The sequence below is a fragment of the Amycolatopsis minnesotensis genome (assembly GCF_039529815.1).
GTDB classification, from domain to species: domain Bacteria; phylum Actinomycetota; class Actinomycetes; order Mycobacteriales; family Pseudonocardiaceae; genus Amycolatopsis; species Amycolatopsis minnesotensis.
Genome location: NZ_BAAANN010000057.1, coordinates 1 through 20,864, shown reverse-complemented (window position 1 = coordinate 20,864; position 20,864 = coordinate 1). Strand labels below are relative to the sequence as shown.

Genomic DNA, 20,864 nt, shown 5'->3' with positions numbered 1-20,864 from the left:
GCTCGTGCTCGCCCTCGTGGCGGTGCCGGTGCTCGCGGTTGCCACCAGGAGCCGCTTCTACCTCGCCCGCCCCAACACGGTCATCGAGGCCGAGGACCTCCGCGCCACCCACGAGTGCTCGGTGTGCGGCGACGCCTACGAGCTGCCGGACATCGCGGACTGCGCCAAGCAGCAGGGCGCGATCTGCTCGCTGTGCTGCACGCTCGACGCCACCTGCCACGACCAGTGCCAGCGGCCGGGCGCGTCACCCGTCGCGCTCGGCCTGCCCGAGATGCGCTGAGGCCAGGTCGCGGGCGGCGGTCACCGCGTCGTTCGCCAGCGCGGTGACCAGCGCGCCGCCCGCGGCCAGCGGTGTACGCGACCACCACTCGCCGTTCGCTGGCTCGCTCGGCGCGTCGTCGGAGAGCAGCAGCTCGGTCGCCAGCACGCGGCGTCCCGCGAGGTAGGCCACGCTCGCGTCGAGCGCGGGGTCGCCGATCCGGAGGGTCTGGCGCAGGACCGGCGCCCCGGCACGCACCACGTGCTGGGTCGTTTCGAGCAGGCCCGGCGGCTCGCCCGCGCGGCCGAGCACCAGCACCTCCCTCGCCCTGACCCGCGCACCCGGTTCGAGGTCGATCGTGAGCAGCGCGCGGTGCCGGGCGCGCGCGGTGATCACGGTCGGCTCGGGCAGGTAGTCGAGGCGCCCGCCGCGCTCGACCTCGATCCGCACCGCGGAGCTGCTCGGCTCGCCGCGCGGCCCGGGCAGCGCGAGCGTCGCGGCGACGCCGGAAAGCCGCAGGGTGGCGCCCGCGCGCACGCGGACCGTCAAGACGAGGTCGTCGCCGCCGAGCGGGGCGGTCGCCGAGTTCACCAGGTGCACCAGGGCATCCGAGCGCCCGCGGCGATTTGAACGGCGCGGGAACAGGATCAGCGGCGCCATCGACGCCAGTTCCCGCAGCACCGTGCGCTCGCCGTCGAACTCCGCGGTGAGCCTGGCGACCGCCTTCACAGCAGCGAACGCACCCAGTCCGCGACGGCAGGCGCGTCCGGAGTGTCCACAAGGGACTGGGTGAGCACCGGCAGCTCGCCGCGCATGCGGTGCGCGTCCGAGGTCATCACGCCCATGTCCGCGCCGACGAGGTGCGCGATGTCCACCTTGTTGATCACCAGCAGATCCGCCGTGGTGACACCGGGCCCGCCCTTGCGCGGCACCTTGTCACCGCCCGCGACGTCGACGACGAAGATCTGGCTGTCCGCGAGACCGCGGCTGAACACCGCCGTGAGGTTGTCGCCGCCGCTTTCGATGATCACCAGCTCCAGGCCGGGGAAGCGCTCTTCGAGCTTCTCGGTCGCGTCCAGGTTCGCGGTGATGTCGTCGCGGATCGCGGTGTGCGGGCAGGCGCCGGTCTGCACGGCCTCGATGCGGTCGGCGTCGAGCACACCCTCGTTGCGGAGGAAGTCGGCGTCCTCGGTGGTGTAGATGTCGTTGGTCACCACGGCGAGGTCGATCTCGTCGCCGAGCGCGCGGCACAGCGCGGCCACCAGCGCGGTCTTCCCGCTGCCCACCGGGCCGCCGATTCCGATCCGGTACGCGCGGCCGTTCGGCGGCGGCGCCGGGTAGTGGTCCGGCTCGGCGGCCGTCGGATCGAAGCTGACCGGATGCACGTGCCCGTGGCCGTGACCATGACCCTCAGCTGGCAAAGAGACGCACCTCTTCCTTGTGCCGCCTGGCATGCGCCTCGGCGAGCAGATCGAGCGCCGGTGCCCCCGGCGCGGGGAGATCCCGCGGGCGTTCGCCCGCGACGGCGGCCGCCCGATCGGCCACCGCTTCCAGTTCGGGGGAAAGCGCGGTGACGACGGCGTTGACCGCGAACGGATCGAGGCCGAGCAACCGGACCGCGGCACTGGCCGGGCCGCTGGCCGCGAGGTAGGCCACGGTCAGCGCGGCGTCGCGCGGCGCGCCACCCGCGATCCCGGTCAGCGCCCCCACGATCACCGGGTGGTGCGGACGCGGGGTTGCCGCGAGCAAGGCCGTGAGCACCGGCGACGGCCACGCCACCCGGCCCGCCCGCGCGGTTCCCCTGCCCTGCGCGCGCGAGGCGTCTCGCTGCGCCCGCGACGGAGTTCGCGCGTCCAGTTCGGCGTCCAGCTCCGCCCAGTGTCCACTGGGGACAGTGCGGGTCGCGGCGTGCGCGGCCGCCGCGGCGAACACCGCGGCCAGCTCACCGGCGGTCCGCAACCGTCCACTGAGGAACGCCGGCAGATCGCGTTCGTGCGTGACGAGCTTGCGCACCACGGTTTCCTCCAGCCCGCCGGAGTGCACGTGGCCGCCACCGGGGAACCGGGAATCGGCGAGGAACAGCGCTGAAACGGCCATCAGAACAGGAAGTACCGCTGGGCCATCGGCAGTTCCGCCACCGGCCGCGGTTCGATCAGGTCGCCGTCGACGTGCACGGCGAAGCTGTCCGGGTCGACGCGGACGTCCGGGGTCGCGTCGTTGAGCACCATGTCGGCCTTCGTGCGGGCGCGCGTGTTCGAGACCGTCGCGAGCCGCCGCGCGATCCCGAACCGCTCCGCGATCCCCTCGGCCTCCGGCGCGACGAAGTGGACGCTGCTCGCCGCCGCGACGGCGGGCGCGGCGCCGAACATCGGGCGCGCGAGCACCGGCTGCGGAGTCGGGATGGACGCGTTCGCGTCCCCCATCGCCGCCCACGCCGGGAAACCGCCCTTGAGCACCACGTGCGGGCGCACGCCGAAGAACTTCGGCTCCCACAGCACCAGGTCCGCGAGCTTGCCGATCTCGACCGAGCCGATCTCGTGCTCCATGCCGTGCGCGATCGCCGGGTTGATCGTGTACTTGGCGACGTAGCGGCGGGCTCGCAGGTTGTCGGCGGCGCCGTCGCCGGGCAGCGCGCCGCGCCGGTCCTTCATCACGTGCGCGGTCTGCCAGGTGCGGATGAGCACCTCGCCGATCCGGCCCATCGCCTGGGAGTCGGAGCTCATCATGGAGATCGCGCCGAGGTCGTGCAGCACGTCCTCGGCGGCGATCGTGCCCGGCCGGATCCGGCTCTCGGCGAACGCGAGGTCCTCCGGCACGGACGGGTTGAGGTGGTGGCACACGATGAGCATGTCGAGGTGCTCTTCGAGGGTGTTCGCGGTGTGCGGGCGGGTCGGGTTGGTCGAGGACGGCAGGAAGTTCGGGATCCCGGTGACCGCGATGATGTCCGGCGCGTGCCCGCCGCCTGCCCCCTCGGTGTGGTAGGCGTTGATCGACCTGCCGCCGATCGCGTCCACAGTGGACTCCAGGAAGCCCGCCTCGTTCAGCGTGTCGGTGTGGATCGCCACCTGCACACCGGATTCGTCCGCGACGGTCAGGCAGGCGTCGATCGCGGCCGGGGTGCTGCCCCAGTCCTCGTGCAGCTTGAACCCGCCCGCACCGGCGGCGAGCTGTTCGCGCAGCGCGTCGTGGCGGACCGTGTTTCCCTTGCCCAGCAGCAAAACGTTCACCGGCTGGCCGTCCATCGCGACGAGCATCCTGGCGAGGTTCCACGCGCCGGGTGTGACGGTGGTGGCCTTCGTGCCCTCCGACGGGCCGGTGCCGCCGCCGACCATCGTGGTGATGCCCGCGGCGAGCGCGGTGTCCACGAGCTGCGGGCAGATGAAGTGCACGTGGCAGTCGATCCCGCCCGCGGTGAGGATCTTCCCGTTGCCCGCCAGCACTTCCGTCGACGGGCCGATGACGAGCGCGGGGTCGACGCCGTCCATGGTGTCCGGGTTGCCCGCCTTGCCGATCGCGACGATCCGCCCGTCGCGCACGCCGACGTCGGCCTTCACCACGCCCCAGTGGTCGAGGATCACCACGCCGGTGATGACCAGGTCCGGTGCGCCCTCGGCACGGGTCGCCATGCCCTGGCCCATCGACTCGCGGATGACCTTGCCGCCGCCGAAGAGCACCTCGTCGCCGGAGGCCGGCCCGCGGCTGCGGTCCTCGGTGACCTCGATCAGCAGGTTCGTGTCGGCGAGCCGGATGCGGTCGCCGGTCGTCGGCCCGAACAGCTCGGCATAGCGCTCGCGCCCGATCTCGGTCACGACTTCCGCCTCCGCAGGCCGGGCACGACCTGGCGGCCCGCGAGCGGCACCAGCGTCACCTCGCGGTCGACGCCGGGCTCGAAGCGCACCGACGTCCCGGCAGGCACGTCGAGCCGGTGCCCCTTCGCGGCGTCCCGGTCGAAGTCGAGCGCCGGGTTCACCTCGGCGAAGTGGAAGTGCGAGCCGACCTGGACCGGGCGGTCGCCGGTGTTGGTCACCGCCAGCGTCGTCCTCGGCCTGCCCGGGTTGAGCGGCACCGGCTCCTCGCCGGGAATGATCTCGCCTGGCCGCACCGGCCCTCCTAGACGATCGGGTCGTGCACGGTGACGAGCTTGGTCCCGTCCGGGAAGGTCGCCTCGACCTGGACGGAGTCGATCATTTCGGCGACCCCGCCGAGCACCTGCGCCCTCGACAGCACCGTCCGCCCGCTCGCCACGAGCTCGGCGACCGTCCGCCCGTCGCGCGCGCCTTCGAGGACGTGGTCGGTGAGGAGCGCGACCGCCTCGGGGTGGTTCAGCAGGACGCCTCGCTCCAGTCTGCGGCGCGCGACGTCCGCGGCGACGTGGACGAGGAGCTTGTCCCGTTCCTGCGGGCTGAGGTGCATGGAAAAGGTCTATCACCGGTTCGGCCCGCCCGCGCGAGCACGAAACACAGGATTTACCTGGGCCGGGCACGGGGTGTCGCCACCGATGTCACGACGGGTTGAGGAAGATTTGCGGTCGTTCACGTACCTGCACTGAATCGTTCTCGTAATCGTGACCGAAACCACCGCTTCTTTCGATTGCCACTGGCCGGTGAGAGGGGCAGGGTTTGTCCATCCCGTGCGATGGAGCGCGCCCTGTGCGTCGCCCGCGCGCTGGTCAAGAAGTCGGGGAACGCGCATCGAAAGGTCTTATCTGTGACTACCTCAGCGCCCGTGTCGAAGCCCGTGTCGAAGCCAGCCGAAGAACCGGATGACGGCTTCCGCCCCGGGCTGGAAGGCGTCATCGCCTTCCGCACCGAAATCGCCGAACCGGACCGCGACGGCGGCGCACTGCGCTACCGCGGCGTCGACATCGAGGACCTTGCGGGCAAGGTCGGCTTCGGTGACGTGTGGGGCCTGCTGGTCGACGGCAAGTTCGGCACCCCGCTACCGCCCGCCGAGGCGTTCCCGATCCCCGTCCACACCGGTGACGTGCGGGTCGACGTGCAGGCCGCGCTCGCGATGCTCGCCCCGATCTGGGGCTACCAGCCGCTGCTCGACATCACCGACGAAGAGGCGCGCGACCAGCTCGCCCGCGCTTCGGTGATGGCGCTGTCCTACGTCGCCCAGTCCGCGCGCGGCATCGGCCAGCCCGCCGTCCCGCAGTCGAGGGTGGACGAGGCCACCTCGATCAGCGAGCGGTTCATGGTCCGCTGGCGCGGCGAGCCGGACCCCGCGCACGTCAAGGCCGTCGACGCCTACTGGGTCTCGGCCGCCGAGCACGGCCTGAACGCCTCGACGTTCACCGCGCGCGTGATCGCCTCGACCGGTGCCGACGTCGCCGCCGCGCTCTCCGGCGCCATCGGCGCGATGTCCGGGCCGCTGCACGGCGGCGCGCCCGCGCGCGTGCTGCCGATGATCGCCGAGGTGGAGCGCACCGGCGACCCGCGCGCGCTGGTCAAGGGCATCCTCGACCGCAAGGAGCGCCTGATGGGCTTCGGGCACCGCGTGTACCGCGCGGAGGACCCGCGTGCGCGCGTGCTGCGCCGCACCTGCAAGGAGCTGGGCGCCGAACGGTACGAGGTCGCCGCCGCCCTGGAGCAGGCCGCGCTGGCCGAGCTTCGCGAACGCCGCCCGGATCACCCGATCGAGACCAACGTCGAGTTCTGGGCCGCGGTGATCCTGGACTTCGCCCAGGTGCCGCCGCACATGATGCCCGCGATGTTCTCCTCCGCGCGCACCGCGGGCTGGGCCGCGCACGTCCTCGAGCAGAAGCGCACGGGCCGCCTGGTGCGGCCGTCGGCGAAGTACGTCGGCCCCGGCCCGCGCCGTCCCGAAGAGGTCGAAGGCTGGGCGGACATCCCCCAGCCCTGACCCGCGCCCCGGGTCCTTTTCGAAGTCCCTGAAGGCCACCATGACGGCACTCGATGCCGTGATGGTGGCCTTCACGGCACTGGATGCCGAGGTGACACCCGGCACCGGCGGGCCTAGGGGGTGACGTTCAGGCGGGCGGCGGCGCGGACGACGCCAGGGGTCAGCCGGGAAAGCACCAGTGCCGCCTTGGCTTCCGGCGTCGACGGCGCCAGTGCGGTGTTCCGCTCCACGGCGGCCAGCAGGTCCCGCGCGACACCCTCCGGCCCGAAGTTCCGGCGCGCGTAGAGCTTCGCGCTCTTCTGCTGCCGCCTCGCCTGCTCCCGCGCGTCGACGCCGACGAACCGCGTGGTGCTGGTGATGTTCGTGCGCACGATTCCCGGGCACACCGCGGTCACGCCGATGCGGTGCTCGGCCAGCTCGGCGCGCAGGCATTCGCTGAGCATCAGCACGGCGGACTTCGTGGTGGCGTAGGCGGACATGAACTTCGCCGGCTGGTAGGCCGCGGCCGAAGCCAGGTTCACGATGTGCCCGCCCTCGCCCCGTTCGACGAGCTGGCGCGCGAACGCGCGGCACCCGTGGATCACGCCCCACAGGTTGATGTCGATGACGCGTTCCCAGTCCTCGACGCCCGTGTCCAGGAACGGTCCCGCCATCCCGATCCCGGCGTTGTTCACCACGATGTCCGGTACCCCGTGCGTGGCGCGCAGCCGCTTCGCGAACGCCTCGACGTCCTCGCCGCGCGAAGAGTCCACAATGTACTTTTCGGCCAGCGCACCCTTGCCCAGCAACGAATCCGCGGTTTCCTTCAGGCCGGTCTCGTTGATGTCGGTGATCGCCAGCTCGGCGCCTTCACCAGCGAACGCGAGCGCGGTGGCGCGCCCGATCCCGCTTCCCGCGCCCGTCACCACGACGAGCTGATCCGCGAACCGCCCGCGCGGCGCGCTCGTCATGCGCGCACGCCGCAGCCCACGCGGTTCCCGCCCGCCTTCGACGTGGTCGATCAGTTCACCGGCCACTCGCGCCACCATCGACGGATTGCTGCGGGTGATCCAGTGGCTTCCCGTGACGCGGCGCACCCGCAGATCCGGCACCCAGCGCTCGATCTCGGTCTGCAACGGCGTGCCGACGAACCCGTCGCCCGCCGGGGCCACCACCTGGACCGGGACATCGGCCGACTTCTTCGCGGGCCTGCTCAAGCGGGGCAGCATGTTCGCCCGGTACAGCTTGAGCCCGTGCACGCCGTCGGCCGTCTCCGGCGCCCTTTCGGCAGGCTCCATCCGCGCGATGACCTTGCGCATCAATCCCGTGCGCCAGGCCAGTTCGGGGATGAGCGGGAGCTGGAAGTACGCGATGTAACCCGAGTGCAGGAACTGCGTCAGCGCGTTCTTGAGGCGGCGCGGGCTCGGTCGTAGCTGCGCGCGGAACCAGTGCCCGGCGTGATCGAGGCTCGGGCCGGAGATCGAGGTGTAGGACGCGATCCGCCCGCGCAGCTCGTCGCCGGTCACCGCGTGCCAGGTCTGGATGGCACCCCAGTCGTGCGCGAGCAGGTGCACCTTGCCGGTCGGCGCGACCTCGCCGACCACCGCGGCCAGGTCGGCGGCGAGCTGGTCGAGCCGGTACGCGGCGCGCTTCTTCGGCTTGTCCGAGGCGCCGGCGCCGCGCACGTCGTAGACCACGACGCGGTAGCGCTCGCCGAACTCCGCGACCACCCCGTCCCACATGGACCCGTTGTCGGGATAGCCGTGCACGCAGACGACCGTCGGCGCCTGCTCGGGACCCGTAACACGGACCGCGAGGCGTACGCCGTCGCTGGCCGTCACCTGCAGTTGAGACACACAACCATGTTAGACAGGTTGTCAATAAGGCCGTCTCATGCGCTTGACCAGCAGCGCTCCCCAGGTCCACGCGGTGTCGATGACGAAGACGAAGCACCAGATCCGGCTGAGGTCCATCGGCCACCGCCCGCTGGAGTTCCAGATCCAGTTCGCGTCGTGGGCCTCGCCGAAGAGCAGTTCGACCGGCCAGCAGTGGCCGAACGCGGCGAGCACCGCCTGCCCGGCCAGGAACAGGCCAGTGTGGACACCCCAGTTCCGCAGCGGATGCTTCTCCTTCGACCGCGGCTCTTCCGGCTCGGGTTCAGGCTCGGGCTCTTTCTCGTTGACCGGTGGCGGCGCGGGGAACTCCTCGACGCCGACCCGGCGCACCGCGCCCCGCACCACCAGCGACCCGGCGAGCAGCAGCACGGCCGCGCCGGCACAGGCCCAGCGCCACCGCCCGTCCGGGTCGTAGAGCTGACCGGCGGCGAACGTGCCGATCGTGGCGCCGAGCAGCGTCGCGCTTTCGTAGATGCCCATCCCCTTGCCGAGGCTGACCCCGGCGGCCTCCGCCACGACGGCCTGTTCCACCGGGATCGCGGCGGCGAACGCGGCCGCCGAAAGGATCCACAGCACCGCGATCACCACCGGATTGGGCGCGAACGACAATGCGCCCGCGAACGCGGCGCTGCCGGTCATCGCCAGCGCCAGTACCCGCGTCCGCCCGATCCGGCCCACCACTCCGTGCAGGTGGTCCGGCAACGCGCTGTAGACGATGAACCCCGGGATGAACACCCACGCGATCTCCCCGAGTCGCAGGTGGTGCCCGCGTTGCAGGTGCATGAGCAGCAGGAGCGCGACCCCGGCTTCGGCCATCGAGGTGAGCACCACCAGCGCGAGCATCGGCCGCAGGCGCCTGCCGACCTGTCCGAACCTCGGAGCGTCCACATCGGACTGAACGGTGGCGCGCCCGCCCGCGAGCATCGTCGCCGCGGCCAGCGCGCAGGCGGCCGCGCCGAGCCAGAACACCCCTCGGTAGTCTATTTTGGACACCAGGCCGATACCGGCGACGAAGGCGATCCAGGTGCCCGCCCCCTCGGCCGCGAAGAGCTTGCTGAACGCGCTGCTGTCGTCGGCGAGGCCCTCGCCGACTCGCGCACGCAACGCGACCCAGAACAGCGCACCACCCGCACCGCCGAGAACCGCTGCGCCGTAAGCGAATCCGATCGACGGCGTGGCCGCGTACCCGGCGAAGGAAAGTCCATACAGGACAGCACCGGCGGCGGCGATCCGGCCGCGGTCGTACCGATCGGCGAGCGCGCCCGCGATCGGCCGCACCAGGAACGACACCAGCGTCTCCAGCGCGGTGAGCGCGCCGATCGCGGCGGGCGACGCACCGAGCCCGGCGCCTGCCCACAGCGGCAGGAAGAAGTCCAGCACCTCCACCGGCCCGCGCGCGAGCGCCGCCGCCAGCCGATTTCTCGAACGCACCTGCTGCTCAGCCCCCATGACTCCCCCTTCAAGATACGAATGTATCCCATAAGGCGATCCGGGTGCCCCGTCCGGGCGGTGCCCGGCCCCGGACGCGTCCTGATCGAGTGCTGGCGGACAAGGCTTACACCTGCGTGAGCCAACCGGGCTCACCTGCGCGGTCGTGGGATCAAGGCGACCATTCCGAGCAAGGCCGACCAGGACGCTCACCGCAAGGCCAAGGGATCGAAGGGCGGGCGGCCACCGGCCTTCGACCCCGAGATCTACAAACAGCGCCACGCGGTGGAATGCGGCATCAACCGGCTCAAACGCCACCGCGCCGTGGCCACCCGCTACGACAACTCGCCGTCCGCTACGAGGCCACCGTCCACATCGCCACGATCAACGATGGCTCTGACCTACTTCGATACAGGCCCTAACGGCGGAACGTGCGGCGGTAGGCGTCCGGCGGCACGCCGACGGTCCGGTTGAAGTGCCGCCGCAGCGTCGCGGCGCTGCCCATCCCGGACGCCGCCGCGATGACGTCGATACCGTCGTCGGTGGCCTCCAGCAGTTCCTGGGCGCGGCGGATCCGCTGGGTCAGCAGCCAGCGCAACGGGGTCGTGCCGGTCGCCGACCTGAAGTGCCTTGCCAGGTTTCGCGAGCTCATGTTCGCCCGGCGGGCGAGGTCCTCCACGGTCAGCGGCCGGTCGAGCCGCTGCGTCACCCACGGCAGCAGATCCGCCAGCGGGTCGGCGTCCTGGACCGGTACCGGCGCGCTGACGAACTGGGCCTGGCCGCCCGCCCGGTGCGGCGGCACCACCAGGCGGCGGGCGATCGCGTTGGCGGCCGCCGAGCCGTGGTCGAGGCGGACCAGGTGCAGGCACAGGTCCATCGCGGCGGCCTTGCCCGCGGAGGTGAGCACGCTGCCGTTGTCGACGTAGAGCACGTCCGGGTCGACCTCCACCAGCGGGTGGCGCGCGGCGAGCTGCCCGGTGTGCGCCCAGTGCGTGGTCGCGCGCCGCCCGTCCAGCAGGCCCGCCGCGGCCAGCACGAACGCGCCGGTGCACAGGGAGGCCACCCGCGCGCCCGCCTCGTGGGCCGCGCGCACCGCTTCGACCAGGCCTGCGGGCGGGTCGACGTCGACATCGGCCCAGCCGGGCACGATCACGGTGCCCGCGTTCGCCAGCTCGCCGAGGCCGCGATCCGGCGCAACCCGGAACCGGCCGACCCGCACGGCGCGCTGCCCGCAGATCGCGAAGTCGTACAGCGAGCCGGTGCCGAAGACCTCGGCGGCCACGGCCAGCTCGAAGTGCAGCATGCCGTCGGTGGCGGCGAGCGCGACGGAGTGCATGTCCGAAAGTGTACGCATCGTGGCGTTCCAGACAATAGCGCTGCGATCGCGCCGACGTCAGGATGTCCAAAGTGGATCGTTCGAGCACGGGAGAGCTGATGGGAAGCAAGGTCGCGGTGTTCGGCGCCTACGGGCACACCGGGCGGTTCGTGGTGGCGGACCTGCTCGGGCGCGGGTTCGTCCCGCTGGCCTCCGGCCGGGACGCGGCCAAGCTGCGAGCGGCCCACCCCGGGCTCGAAACGCGGCAGGCGTCGGTCGACGACCCCGCCTCGCTCGACCGCGCGCTGGACGGCGCGGCGGCCGTGCTCAACTGCGCCGGGCCGTTCGCGCTGACCGCCACCCCCGTGCTCGAAGCGGCCCTGCGCGCGAGCATCCCCTACGTGGACGTGGCGGCCGAGATCGAAGCGAACACCGACACTTTCACGCGGTTCGCGGACCTCGCCGCGGACGCCGTGGTGGTTCCCGCGATGGCCTTCTTCGGCGGGCTCGGCGACCTGATGGCCACCACCGCGATGGGCGACTGGACCGTGGCCGACGAAGTGCACGTCGCGTACGGGCTGAGCGGCTGGCACCCGACGGCCGGGACGCTCGGCGCGGGCGCGGTCTCCCGGCAGCGGCGCACCGGGCGGCACGTCCGCTACACCGGCGGCGAACTGCGGTACCACGACGACCCGCGGCGGACCGTGGACTGGACCTTCCCCGCGCCGTTGGGCACCAAACCCGTCATCGCCGAGTTCACCATGACCGACGTCGTCACCATCCCGAGCCACCTGCGCGTGCCCGAAGTGCGCACGTACATGACGGTCGAAGCCGCCGAAGACCTGGCGAGCACCGCGGCGGCGGACGGGCGCGGCCGATCCCCGGAGACGTTCCTCGTCGACGTCGTCGTGCGCTCCGGCGACGAGGAACGCCGTGTGGTCGCCCGCGGCAGGGACATCTACGCCGTCAGCGCACCACTTGCGGTGGAAGCAGTACATCGAGTCCTTAGTGGACAGACAAAAAGGACCGGGGTTGCCGCCGCGGGCGCGATATTCGACGCGCCGGACTTCCTGCGGGCACTGTCCCCGCACATCACCATGGATGCCGTCAGCGGGTGAAGTGACCGCACGCCAAGACATCCGGGCCGTACTCGTCGAGCAGACGGCGACGCGAAGCGGCGGCCTGCTCAGGCTCGGTGTCGGACCCGAAGCACCATTGTGGATGGTGCAGCTGGGCAGGCGAATGCAGGACGTCGCCCGCGACGACGGTCCGGCCCGCGACGACGCTGATGTGCCCCGGCGCGTGGCCAGGGGTTTCGCGTAGCCGACGACGGCCCGGTGCCGGTTCGTCAGGAGCAGGTGGCGGGGTCCGCGACGACGAGGGGGTTGGTGTCGGGGCGGTGGCTGAAGGGCACGGTTTCCTGCACGGTCAGCGCGCCGTCGCGCATCGTGTAGACGGTGCGGGTGCCGGAGTAGGTCAGGTTCGGGGCGTTGAGGTCGTCGGCTTCGGCGGCGACGGTGCCGAAGGCCCGGCCGCCGCCTTCGGTGCCGGAGCAGTTGTAGCCGACCTTGGCCGCGATACCGCCGCCTTCGGCCAGTTCCAGGGGTTTGCCGTCGGCGCCGACGACCTGGTGGAGGCCGTCGTGGTAGTGCAGCGCGGTGAAGTGGGTGGTGTTCGCGCCGACCGAGGTGGGCACGATCAGCTCCTGGCTGCCGTCGCCGTTGAGATCGGCGACGCGCGGGGCCTGCAGGCCGAACTGGCTGTCCGCCTGCACGCGGATCGAGGTGGGCACCCCGTTCACCGTCGCGGAGATGACCTGCTCGTGGTCCCCGGCCATCGTGGCGGTGACGGTTTCGATCTCGCCGTTGCCGTCGAGATCGGCGGCGGCGGTCACCGGGGCCGGCTGCGGCGCGGCGGTCGCGGTCAGCGTGGCGGTCAGCCCGATCGCGGCGGTGACACCGGCGAGCGTGGCGGTACGGATGATTCCCTTGCGGTTCATGAACTTCCCCTTCCGTCAACGCGTTCCGGTGAACGTTTCACCGAAAGCTTGTCATGTAGGGGAAGACGCCGACCGAGCGGAGAGGTGGGGTGCGGGTGCGATGTGTCACAGGAAAGCAACTCGCGCACTGCCCCACCGCTGAACCCGTTGTGGCGCAAGGGCATTGCCCGGATTCAGGGCGCGATGGCTGGATCGAGCAGTGGTGGCCGCGGGCCGTAGGCGTTGGCGCGGGCCGCGCGGGCTCGGGCACCCGGAAGGGCGGTCAGCAGGCGCAGTAGCAGATACGGCGGCGTTGCGGGACGACCGTTTTCGCGAGCGCGGGCGGCTCGCCGTTCGACGCGGACCTGCTGGGCCTGCACCTGCCTGATCGCGGGTTCGCGCTCGGCCTGGATGCCGGGAAGCGCGGTGTCGAAGTCGCGCTCGCCGGGGCAGCGCACGAGGTGGTTGGCCGTCGTGACCGCGTCCTGGACGGCCATCAGGATTCCGTTGCCGCCGACCGGGGAAATGACGTGCGCGGCGTCGCCGATCAGCAGCAGCCCGGGACGCCACCAGGTGTCGACGCGGGAGATGTCGACCGAGAGCAGGGTGGTCTGCGCGAAGCCGGTCAGCAGCCCGGCGCGATCGGCCAGCCAGGGCACGTGGTCGGCGACGAACGTCCGGATAGGACCGACGCCGCGATCGCGGGCCTCCGCGTAGCCGCCCTTGGGCAGGCTGTACCCCACCTGCCAGTCGTGCGTGCCCGCGAGGAGCCCGAGGTAGTGGTTCCGTCCGAAGTGGAGGTCCACGTCGGCGTCCGGCGGGTCGTCGTCGCGGCGCGGCAACCGGAACCACAGCAGGTCGGTGCTCGCGCCGAGGGACCGGGCAGGCGCGCCGGCGAGGCGGCGCACCCGGGAGAAGCGGCCGTCCGCACCGACCACCAGCGCGGCGGGCAGGTGGTGCGTCCCGGTGTGGTCGCGGTAGCGCACACCGGTGACCCTGCCGTCGCCGTCGCGGTCGAGTTCGGTGACCTTGGCCCCGGTGAGCACGCGCGCGCCGGGCAGGCTCGCGGTTTCGGCGGCGAGGAAGCCGAGGAACCGCGCCTGCGGCATCAGCGCCACGTAGTCGTGCCGGGAAGCCAGCTTGCCGTAGTCGGCGGTGGTGATCGTCCCGGACGGAGTGTGGAACCGGAAGTAACGGGCTTTGTGGTGCGGCAGGTCGAGCAGCCGGTCGGCGAGACCGAGGCGGTCGAGCAGTTCGAGGGTGTACGGGTGCAGCGAGTCGCCGCGGAAGTCGCGGTCGAAGTCCTGGTGCGCCTCCAGCACCGTGACCGGGATTCCGGCCCTGCCGAGCAGGTGGGCCAGCACCATCCCGCCGGGGCCGCCACCCACCACGACGACGTTCGGGGCCGTCACGACCGATCACCCGGTTCGGCGTCGAGGCGGAACACGGCCAGCGCGTCCAGGTTCGCGACGATTTCCGCCGTCGAAGCGGCCGGGGTGACCGGGAACGCGGCCGGCGCCCACGGCACCCGCACGGCGCTCAGGTAGGCCGACACCGCCGCGGCGGCCTCGTCGCCGCCGATGCGCCGCGCGCGCAGGCGTTCGCGGACCTCGCCCGCGCGGAGCCCGCAGGCCGGGTTCGCGGTCAGGTTCCGCACCCAGTCCCGGTTCGCGTCGGGCGACACCAGGTACCGGCCGCCGTCGAGGGTGAGCACCCCGAGCGGCGTCCGGTACGGGCGGCCGCTGTGCCGCCCGGCCGCCTCCAGCACGCGCAGCGCGGTGCCCCCGTCGACGAAGGGCTGGGGCTCGCCGTCCAGCAGCGCGGTCACCAGCTCGGCGTTCCTCCGGGCGATTTCGCTAGATTTTCTAGCCATACCGGTCGAGTGTACGGGTAGCTAGGCTTTCTAGCTACCATCGCGGGATGGCGGAAGCGCGCGCGGCACAGGACATCGCGCTCGAACTGCGGCGAGTGCTGCAGGCCGGGCGGGAAATGCAAGCGGCCCTCGCCCGCCGCCTGGGCCTGCGGGTGACCGACGCGCAGGCGCTCGACCACGTCGTGTCGGCCCCGGAGCCGGTCGGCCCCGGCGACCTGGGCCACCGGCTGGGGATGACCTCGGCCTCGGCGACCGTGCTGGTCGACCGGCTCGTCGCCGCCGGGCACCTGTCGCGGCACGCCGACACCGCGGACAAGCGGCGCGTGGTCCTGCGCGCCACCCCGCACGCGCGGAGCGAAACCCGCGCCGCCCTCGCCCCGCTGCTCACCGACATCGCGGCGATCACCGACCAGCTCGACTCAGGCGAGGCCGCCGTCGTGCTGGCCTTCCTCGGCAAGGTCGCCGCCACGATGCGCGCTTACGACGGACGTTCCTGAACCATCCTGTGGCGCACCGGGTTCCGCGCCGTCGACTCTCCACTGTGGACCGGTCGGCCGCAGGGCATCCCCCGCCCGAAACGGGCCCTCCCGTGCTCAGGACCGCTGCGGCGCGGGGCAGGTGCCCGTGCTCTCGCCTTCGCTGTTGATCTCCACGTTGGGCCGCGGGTCGCCCGCGTAGTCGATCTGGTCGGTGCACTTCACCCCGGCCTTGGCCGGCGCGCCTCCGGCGGGTTTGGCGGGTTTGGCGGGCGGAGCCGGTTTGTGCGGCGTGGTCTTCCCGGCGGTGGCGGGGGCCGAAGAAGGAGCGGTGCTCGAAGAGGTGGCGTTCGCCGGGGCGACCGCCGTGACCGGCAGCGGCGCGGTGAACAACGTCGCCAGGACTCGTCGCACAGATCCTCCTCCGCCAAAGGCAGTGCGTCCGGTGGGACGCGCGTGCGGGCACGGGGGTTGTCACGGCGGGTAAATGCGTGGACAGCCTCTCCTGGCGCCGGGCAAAGTGCGGCGCGTGACGAGCAGCGAACTGTGGACGCGTGCGACCGCCGACCGCTACGACGCCGAGGAAACGGAAATGTCCTCGGCCGCCGTGCTCGGCCCCACCCTCGACTTCCTCGCCGGACTCGCGGGCGACGGCGCGGCGCTGGAATTCGCCATCGGGACCGGGCGAGTGGGCGTCCCGCTCCGGGAGCGCGGCGTGCCGGTGGCGGGCATCGAACTGTCCGAGCACATGGCGGCCGTGCTGCGGCGCAAGATCGGCGAGGACGCGCTGCCGGTGGCCATCGGGGACATGGCCGCCACCGCGGTCCCCGGCGAATTCACCCTGGTCTACCTCGTCTACAACACGATCTCGAACCTGCTCGGGCAGGACGAGCAGGTCGAGTGCTTCCGCAACGCCGCACGGCACCTGGCGCCGGGCGGCCGGTTCGTCATCGAGCTGGGCGTGCCGCCGCTGCGGTTCCTGCCGCCCGGTCAGGTCGCGGTGCCGTTCGACGTCTCCGAGCGGCACCTCGGCTTCGACACCGTCGACGTGCTCGAACAGATCCTCGTCTCGCACCACTTCACCCGCGACGGCGACGACGGCCGTTATCGCCGGGGAAGCTCCCGGCACCGGTACGCCTGGCCCGCCGAGCTCGACCTGATGGCGCGGATCGCCGGGCTCGAGCTGGAACGCCGCGTGGCGGACTGGGACGGAGCGCCGTTCACTCAGGACTCCGCCAAGCACATTTCCGTGTGGCGCAAGCCGAACTGACGCGTACTGGCGGCCGCGCACGCCGTCGCGACGACCAGGAGCACCGCGACCGCCACCACGACGAGGAGCAGACCGTCCGCGGAGGAGCTCGCCGCGAAGTAGAGACCACCGAGGCCCGCGACCCCGATCACCTCGGCGAGCACGGGCCCGGTGGCGTTCGCGGCCGAGATCGCCGAGGCGAACCGGGGTTCCACCGCGGAAGTGACCCGCGCGATCAACGGGCTGTACGCGGCGGCGTGCCCGGCCCCGGCGATCAGCAGCAACGGGAGAAAACCCCACGCGCGCCCGTCGTCGCGGACGAGCAGCACGGCCGAAGCCGCCCCCGCCGCGAAGACCAGCGGGCCCGCGATCGGCATGGCGCGCCGCAGCCGTGGCGGGCAGTGGTTCCAGCTCAGGCTGAGCGCGCCGAAACCGACGGCGTACGGGACGAACGCGAGTCCCGCCTGGAGCGGCGTGTAGCCGAGTCCGGACTGCAGGTGCAGGGTCAGTGCGAGCACGAAAACGGTGTAGCAGCCCATGACGACGCAGCACGCGGCCAAACCCGGCTTCACCCCCTTCGGCTTCAGCGCCGCGAGGTCGAACACCGGGTGCCGTGCCGTGGATTCGTACCGCACGAACACGCCCAGCAGCACGGCGCCGCAGGCGAGGACGAGCCACGACCAGGCAGGCCACCCGTGGTCGCGGCCGAAGATGAGCGGGAGGGTGACCGCGACCATCGCCGCGGTCAGCAGCATTACCCCGAAGAGGTCGAGGCGAGTGCGCGCTTCCGTGCGCGAACTCGGCAGCACGCGCGGGGCGAGCACCAGCACGAGCACGCCGATCGGGACGTTGATCAGGAAGACCGGCCGCCAGGAGAGACCGAACAGGTCGACCTCGGCGAGCAGGCCGCCAGCCACCTGGCCGAGCGCGACCCCCAGTGCGAGGACCGTGCTGTAGACACCGATCGCCCTGCTGCGCCCGGCGCCTTCCCAGTGGCGGTGGATGAGCGAAAACACTTGCGGCATCAGCAGTGCGGCACCGATCGCCTGCGCGATGCGGGCGAGCACCAGCATCGTCGGGTCGAGCGCCAACCCGCACAGCAGCGAAGCGCCGGTGAACCAGCCGAGGCCGATCAGGAACGCGCGCCGGTAGCCGAGGACGTCACCGATCCGCGCGCAGGTGACGAACAGCACGCCGGTGGTCAGCAGGTAGCTCGACACGAGCAGCTGGATCTCGGCGTCGTCGGCGTGCAGCCCGGCGCGAATCGTCTGCGCGGCAACGGAAACGATCGACCCGTCCAGGGAAACCATGACCTGGCCCGCGAGCAGCACGGCCAGTACCAGGCCCCGGCGGGTAGTGGGCGCGGCGAGATCGATCACGTCCGCGAGCATCGGCCACGCGCGACCGCCGGTCTTGAACGAATTTGCGGGTGCCCCGGAAATGTCGGTGCGCGGCGGTAGGTTCCGCGGTGTGCGCACGACGAGACGAGAGGTGGTGGATCCCCACTTCGTGCTCCGGGTGGTCGACTGCACCGATCAGCACGCGCACTGGTCACCGCCCGAGACGACCTCCGACGCCCAGGTGGTCCTGGTCCGGCGCGGCCGGTTCCGGCTCGAGTCCCGCGGCAGGCGCGTGACAATCGACCCGACCACCGGCTACCTGCACCCGCCCGGCCACGAGACCCGCTTCGCCCACCCCGCCGGCGGCGACACGTGCACGTCGATCACGCTGCCCGGTCACGCGCTGACGGCAGGCGTCGAAGCGGCCCGGTCACCGGCGGTCCGGGTGGACGCGCGGCTCGAACTGGCCCACCGCGCGCTCCTGCGCACCGGCGCGGACCCGGCCTTCGCCGGCGCCGAGGCCGTCGTCGACCTGCTGCGGCTGGCGCTTCGCCGTCACCCCGGGGACGCGCCCGCACCAGGGAGCCACGACCTCGCGGACCGCGCCAGGGAAGCCGTGCTCGCGGACGACCCCGGCGGCACCGGCCTGGTCGCGCTGGCACACCTGCTGGAGACCTCCCCGTCCCACCTCAGCCGCACGTTCCGGCACCACGTGGGCATGACCGTCAGCCGCTACCGCAACCGCGTGCGGATCAGCCGCGCGCTGCGGCGAATCGACGAAGGGGAAACGAACCTCGCGAGCCTCGCGTTCGACCTCGGCTTCAGCGACCAAGCCCACTTCACCCGGACCATGCGGCGCGAACTGGGCCACGCCCCCGGGCGCGTCCGGGCCCTGCTCGGCGGCGAAAGCCGGTAGGGGAAGCCCCACCTCGCCAGGGTGGTGCGCGCCCGTGTGCGAGCCGCCGGGATCGGACAGCATTTCCCGCATGGCAACGAACATTTCCCGGCGCAGCGCGCTCGTCGCGGGCGCGGCCGCCGGTATCGCGAGCACCACGACCTGGCCCGCGGTGGCCGTCGCGGAACGGCCAGGGCGCGGCACCGCTTTCACGCACGCGACCGTGCTCGACCCGGCTTCCGGCCGCGTACTCCCGGACACCACCGTGCTGGTGCGCGGAGACACCATCGCCGAGGTCGGCGGGCAGGTCCGGCTGGACGGGGCCACCGAGGTGGACCTGCGGGGCAAGTACGTCATCCCCGGCCTCGCCGACATGCACGCGCACGCGGTGGCCGACGGCATCGACACCGGGCTCTACGTCGCCAACGGCGTGACGACCGTCCGGGAAATGGCGGGCTCACCGAAGGCCCGCGAATGGCGCGACCGGATCGAAGCGGGAAAGCTGCTCGGCCCCCGGTACGCGGTCGGAAGCAGGATGATCGACGGGCTGCCGACCATCTGGGATCCGAAGTGGATCGACATCGTGCAGGTCGGCGATCCGGCGGCGGCACGGGCGGCGGTGCGCGAGGAAGTCGCCCGCGGCGCGGACTTCATCAAGGTGTACTCGCGGGTGCCCAGGGACGCCTACCGCGCGCTCGCCGACGAAGCGCACCGCCACGACGTGCCGTTCGTGGGCCACTGCCCGGACGCGGTGCCGCTGCACGAGGCCGCGGACCTGGGCCAAGCCAGCGTCGAGCACCTGTTCTGGACGCCGTTCGAAACCTCCACCAGGGAAGCGTGGATCCGCGCGGAGATCCAGCGGATCCGGCTCGGCCTCGGCGACTACGCGGGCTGGTTCGCGGTGCTGCACCCCTTGGAATGGACCGCGGCGCACACCTACAGCCCGGTGAAAGCCCGTCGCCTACACGAAAAACTCGCCCGGCACGCCGTGCGCCAGGTCCCGACCCTGGCGATGCACCGCGGCCTCGACTTCGCCCGCACCGTCGACATGAACGACCCGCGCAACAAGTACCTGCCCGCCAGCACGCTGGCGACCCAGGAAATGGCGCGCCAGGAGTTCTACCTGAAGGACCGCGCGCCCGCGCAGGACGCCGAATGGGCCGCGATGTTCGACCACCGGCTGCGAACGGTGCGCAGGCTGCACGAGGCCGGGGTCCCGCTGATGACGGGCACCGACACCGGGACCGTGGCGGTGTGGCCCGGTTTCTCCGTCCACGACGAACTGCAGCTGTTCGTGGCGGCGGGCATCCCGCCGATGGCGGCGCTGCACGCGTCGACGGCCGAGCCCGCCGCCTTCCTCGGCACCCGCACCGGCCGCATCGCCCCTGGCCACGCGGCCGATCTGGCGGTACTCGACGCCGACCCGCTGCACGACATCCGGAACACGCGGAAGCTGTCCGGCGTCGTGGTGCGCGGCCGGTACGTCGACGCCGCCGAGCGCCTGCGGATACTGGCGGAGGTCGAGCGCACCGCCGCGACCACACCCCCGGAGGCGGCCGCCGCCGGCTGCCCCTGCCACGCGCACTGACCCGTATTTGGTCCACTGTGGATAGCGAGTCTTGCGGTTCCGGCATAAGGTCGTGCCCATGACGCAAGACGATGGTGGGCTGGACAGCCTGGTGCGCAAGCGCGTTCGGGCCCTGCGGGTCGCGCAGGGCTGGTCGCTGGAGGAACTGGCCACCCGCGCCCGGCTGAGCCCGTCCTCGCTCAGCCGGATCGAGAACGGCCAGCGCCGCCTCGCCCTCGACCAGCTCGTCACGCTCGCCCGTGCGCTGGACACCTCGCTCGACCAGCTCGTCGAGACCGACACCGACGACGTGATCGCCAGCCCGATGATCGACGGCGCCCACGGCCTGATGCGGTGGCCGATCAAGGCGGAACCCGGGATGACCGTCGTGCGCCAGCGCATCACGACGCCACCGCCGGAGAACCCCGCCGCCATGCGCGCGCACCCCGGCCGCGAATGGCTCGTCGTCCTCTCCGGCACCGTCGTCCTCATGCTGGGCCACCGGCGCCTGCGCGTCGAGACCAACCAAGCCGCCGAATTCCCGACCATGCTCCCGCACGCGATCGGCACCGCGGGCGGACCGTGCGAAATCATCGGCATCTTCGACCGCGAGGCCCGCCGCGGGCACCAAACCGGTCCGAAGGCGGACTAGTAGTGCTTTGTTAGGTCTTGGCGTGTCGTGAGGACGTGGGGCAGGCTGGGCGGTTTCATGTCCTGGTGACCCCTGATGAGCTTGTCCATGTCC

Annotated in this window: 23 protein-coding genes and 1 pseudogene; 10 read left to right on the top strand and 14 right to left on the bottom strand. The window is 72.0% G+C overall.

Annotated features, from left to right (window positions below; all coding sequences use genetic code 11):
- The first annotated feature begins 4 nt into the window (after nt 1–4).
- Nucleotides 5–280 (top strand): hypothetical protein, encoded by a 276-nt coding sequence (locus tag ABD256_RS40720; protein WP_344431163.1) that lies wholly within the window; start codon nt 5–7, stop codon nt 278–280.
- Here ABD256_RS40720 and ABD256_RS40715 read toward each other — a convergent pair.
- From ABD256_RS40715 to ABD256_RS40690, 6 genes are read right to left on the bottom strand one after another with little or no spacing between them, the layout of a single operon-like run.
- Nucleotides 245–988: an urease accessory protein UreD gene (locus tag ABD256_RS40715; protein WP_344431161.1), complete on the bottom strand. Its 744-nt coding sequence runs from the start codon at nt 986–988 to the stop codon at nt 245–247. The two genes, ABD256_RS40720 and ABD256_RS40715, sit on opposite strands and share 36 nt — an antisense overlap.
- Nucleotides 985–1,713, bottom strand: coding sequence for an urease accessory protein UreG (ureG, locus tag ABD256_RS40710; protein WP_344431160.1), 729 nt, complete (start codon nt 1,711–1,713; stop codon nt 985–987). Before ureG ends, ABD256_RS40715 begins: the two co-directional genes overlap by 4 nt.
- A complete protein-coding gene (locus ABD256_RS40705) occupies nt 1,670–2,356 on the bottom strand; it encodes an urease accessory protein UreF (RefSeq protein ID WP_344431158.1) in 687 nt (228 codons plus the stop codon). The genes ureG and ABD256_RS40705 overlap by 44 nt, the downstream gene beginning before the upstream one ends.
- Nucleotides 2,356–4,068: an urease subunit alpha gene (locus ABD256_RS40700; RefSeq protein ID WP_344431156.1), complete on the bottom strand. Its 1,713-nt coding sequence runs from the start codon at nt 4,066–4,068 to the stop codon at nt 2,356–2,358. The genes ABD256_RS40705 and ABD256_RS40700 overlap by 1 nt, the downstream gene beginning before the upstream one ends.
- Nucleotides 4,065–4,361 (bottom strand): urease subunit beta, encoded by a 297-nt coding sequence (locus tag ABD256_RS40695; protein WP_344431154.1) that lies wholly within the window; start codon nt 4,359–4,361, stop codon nt 4,065–4,067. Before ABD256_RS40695 ends, ABD256_RS40700 begins: the two co-directional genes overlap by 4 nt.
- 8 nt (nt 4,362–4,369) lie before the next feature.
- Nucleotides 4,370–4,672 carry an urease subunit gamma gene (locus ABD256_RS40690; RefSeq protein WP_344431152.1) on the bottom strand — a complete coding sequence of 101 codons (303 nt, stop codon included), beginning with the start codon at nt 4,670–4,672 and terminating at the stop codon, nt 4,370–4,372.
- A 312-nt stretch (nt 4,673–4,984) separates the two neighbouring features.
- On the opposite strand from ABD256_RS40690, the gene ABD256_RS40685 reads away from it, so the two are divergent.
- On the top strand, nt 4,985–6,124 hold the full coding sequence (locus ABD256_RS40685; RefSeq protein WP_344431150.1) for a citrate synthase 2: 1,140 nt from the start codon (nt 4,985–4,987) through the stop codon (nt 6,122–6,124).
- A gap of 113 nt (nt 6,125–6,237) precedes the next feature.
- Here the strand turns inward: ABD256_RS40685 and ABD256_RS40680 are convergent, their stop codons facing one another.
- On the bottom strand, nt 6,238–7,944 hold the full coding sequence (locus tag ABD256_RS40680) for an SDR family oxidoreductase (protein WP_344431203.1): 1,707 nt from the start codon (nt 7,942–7,944) through the stop codon (nt 6,238–6,240).
- A 36-nt stretch (nt 7,945–7,980) separates the two neighbouring features.
- Nucleotides 7,981–9,447, bottom strand: coding sequence for an MFS transporter (locus tag ABD256_RS40675; RefSeq protein WP_344431148.1), 1,467 nt, complete (start codon nt 9,445–9,447; stop codon nt 7,981–7,983).
- A gap of 86 nt (nt 9,448–9,533) precedes the next feature.
- Here ABD256_RS40675 and ABD256_RS40670 point away from each other — a divergent pair.
- A pseudogene (locus ABD256_RS40670) lies at nt 9,534–9,768 on the top strand (transposase); the annotation flags it as partial.
- A gap of 76 nt (nt 9,769–9,844) precedes the next feature.
- On the opposite strand, the gene ABD256_RS40665 reads toward ABD256_RS40670, so the two are convergent.
- Nucleotides 9,845–10,762 (bottom strand): helix-turn-helix domain-containing protein, encoded by a 918-nt coding sequence (locus ABD256_RS40665; RefSeq protein ID WP_344431146.1) that lies wholly within the window; start codon nt 10,760–10,762, stop codon nt 9,845–9,847.
- A 98-nt stretch (nt 10,763–10,860) separates the two neighbouring features.
- Between ABD256_RS40665 and ABD256_RS40660 the strand changes: the two genes are divergently transcribed.
- Together ABD256_RS40660 and ABD256_RS40655 are read left to right on the top strand one after the other, a co-directional pair.
- Nucleotides 10,861–11,859 (top strand): NAD(P)H-binding protein, encoded by a 999-nt coding sequence (locus tag ABD256_RS40660; RefSeq protein WP_344431144.1) that lies wholly within the window; start codon nt 10,861–10,863, stop codon nt 11,857–11,859.
- A 1-nt stretch (nt 11,860) separates the two neighbouring features.
- On the top strand, nt 11,861–12,064 hold the full coding sequence (locus ABD256_RS40655) for a hypothetical protein (protein ID WP_344431142.1): 204 nt from the start codon (nt 11,861–11,863) through the stop codon (nt 12,062–12,064).
- Nucleotides 12,065–12,089: 25 nt separating this feature from the next.
- Here the strand turns inward: ABD256_RS40655 and ABD256_RS40650 are convergent, their stop codons facing one another.
- From ABD256_RS40650 to ABD256_RS40640, 3 genes are all read right to left on the bottom strand, one after another.
- Nucleotides 12,090–12,740: a VCBS repeat-containing protein gene (locus ABD256_RS40650; RefSeq protein WP_344431140.1), complete on the bottom strand. Its 651-nt coding sequence runs from the start codon at nt 12,738–12,740 to the stop codon at nt 12,090–12,092.
- A gap of 173 nt (nt 12,741–12,913) precedes the next feature.
- Nucleotides 12,914–14,131 (bottom strand): FAD-dependent oxidoreductase, encoded by a 1,218-nt coding sequence (locus ABD256_RS40645; RefSeq protein ID WP_344431138.1) that lies wholly within the window; start codon nt 14,129–14,131, stop codon nt 12,914–12,916.
- A complete protein-coding gene (locus ABD256_RS40640) occupies nt 14,128–14,592 on the bottom strand; it encodes a nitroreductase family deazaflavin-dependent oxidoreductase (protein WP_344431135.1) in 465 nt (154 codons plus the stop codon). The genes ABD256_RS40645 and ABD256_RS40640 overlap by 4 nt, the downstream gene beginning before the upstream one ends.
- A 47-nt stretch (nt 14,593–14,639) precedes the next feature.
- On the opposite strand from ABD256_RS40640, the gene ABD256_RS40635 reads away from it, so the two are divergent.
- Nucleotides 14,640–15,089, top strand: coding sequence for a MarR family winged helix-turn-helix transcriptional regulator (locus ABD256_RS40635; RefSeq protein WP_344431133.1), 450 nt, complete (start codon nt 14,640–14,642; stop codon nt 15,087–15,089).
- Nucleotides 15,090–15,185: 96 nt separating this feature from the next.
- On the opposite strand, the gene ABD256_RS40630 is transcribed toward ABD256_RS40635, so the two are convergent.
- Entirely contained in the window at nt 15,186–15,482 is a 297-nt protein-coding gene (locus ABD256_RS40630) for a hypothetical protein (protein ID WP_344431131.1), read from the bottom strand.
- Between the two features lie 115 nt (nt 15,483–15,597).
- On the opposite strand from ABD256_RS40630, the gene ABD256_RS40625 reads away from it, so the two are divergent.
- Complete coding sequence (locus ABD256_RS40625) at nt 15,598–16,338, top strand: class I SAM-dependent DNA methyltransferase (protein WP_344431129.1); 741 nt, start codon at nt 15,598–15,600, stop codon at nt 16,336–16,338.
- On the opposite strand, the gene ABD256_RS40620 is transcribed toward ABD256_RS40625, so the two are convergent.
- Nucleotides 16,293–17,696: an MFS transporter gene (locus ABD256_RS40620; RefSeq protein WP_344431126.1), complete on the bottom strand. Its 1,404-nt coding sequence runs from the start codon at nt 17,694–17,696 to the stop codon at nt 16,293–16,295. The two genes, ABD256_RS40625 and ABD256_RS40620, sit on opposite strands and share 46 nt — an antisense overlap.
- Before the next feature lie 91 nt (nt 17,697–17,787).
- Between ABD256_RS40620 and ABD256_RS40615 the strand changes: the two genes are divergently transcribed.
- The 3 genes from ABD256_RS40615 to ABD256_RS40605 all read left to right on the top strand — a co-directional run bounded on the left by ABD256_RS40615 (nt 17,788) and on the right by ABD256_RS40605 (nt 20,771).
- The gene (locus ABD256_RS40615; RefSeq protein WP_344431124.1) at nt 17,788–18,573 is read left to right on the top strand and encodes a helix-turn-helix domain-containing protein; all 786 of its coding nucleotides are present in this window, start codon (nt 17,788–17,790) and stop codon (nt 18,571–18,573) included.
- Between the two features lie 70 nt (nt 18,574–18,643).
- Nucleotides 18,644–20,140: an amidohydrolase family protein gene (locus ABD256_RS40610; RefSeq protein WP_344431122.1), complete on the top strand. Its 1,497-nt coding sequence runs from the start codon at nt 18,644–18,646 to the stop codon at nt 20,138–20,140.
- Between the two features lie 58 nt (nt 20,141–20,198).
- Entirely contained in the window at nt 20,199–20,771 is a 573-nt protein-coding gene (locus ABD256_RS40605; RefSeq protein ID WP_344431120.1) for a helix-turn-helix domain-containing protein, read from the top strand.
- Nucleotides 20,772–20,864 lie beyond the last annotated feature (93 nt).

Excerpts from the sequence above, each read along its gene's own strand:
- ureG (WP_344431160.1), bottom strand. The coding sequence starts at position 1,713 with ATGCCAGGCGGCACAAGGAAGAGGTGCGTCTCTTTGCCAGCTGAGGGT.
- ABD256_RS40705 (WP_344431158.1), bottom strand. The coding sequence starts at position 2,356 with ATGGCCGTTTCAGCGCTGTTCCTCGCCGATTCCCGGTTCCCCGGTGGC.
- ABD256_RS40690 (WP_344431152.1), bottom strand. The coding sequence starts at position 4,672 with ATGCACCTCAGCCCGCAGGAACGGGACAAGCTCCTCGTCCACGTCGCC.
- ABD256_RS40675 (WP_344431148.1), bottom strand. The coding sequence starts at position 9,447 with ATGGGGGCTGAGCAGCAGGTGCGTTCGAGAAATCGGCTGGCGGCGGCG.
- ABD256_RS40665 (WP_344431146.1), bottom strand. The coding sequence starts at position 10,762 with ATGCACTCCGTCGCGCTCGCCGCCACCGACGGCATGCTGCACTTCGAG.
- ABD256_RS40660 (WP_344431144.1), top strand. The coding sequence starts at position 10,861 with ATGGGAAGCAAGGTCGCGGTGTTCGGCGCCTACGGGCACACCGGGCGG.
- ABD256_RS40650 (WP_344431140.1), bottom strand. The coding sequence starts at position 12,740 with ATGAACCGCAAGGGAATCATCCGTACCGCCACGCTCGCCGGTGTCACC.
- ABD256_RS40640 (WP_344431135.1), bottom strand. The coding sequence starts at position 14,592 with ATGGCTAGAAAATCTAGCGAAATCGCCCGGAGGAACGCCGAGCTGGTG.
- ABD256_RS40635 (WP_344431133.1), top strand. The coding sequence starts at position 14,640 with ATGGCGGAAGCGCGCGCGGCACAGGACATCGCGCTCGAACTGCGGCGA.
- ABD256_RS40610 (WP_344431122.1), top strand. The coding sequence starts at position 18,644 with ATGGCAACGAACATTTCCCGGCGCAGCGCGCTCGTCGCGGGCGCGGCC.
- ABD256_RS40605 (WP_344431120.1), top strand. The coding sequence starts at position 20,199 with ATGACGCAAGACGATGGTGGGCTGGACAGCCTGGTGCGCAAGCGCGTT.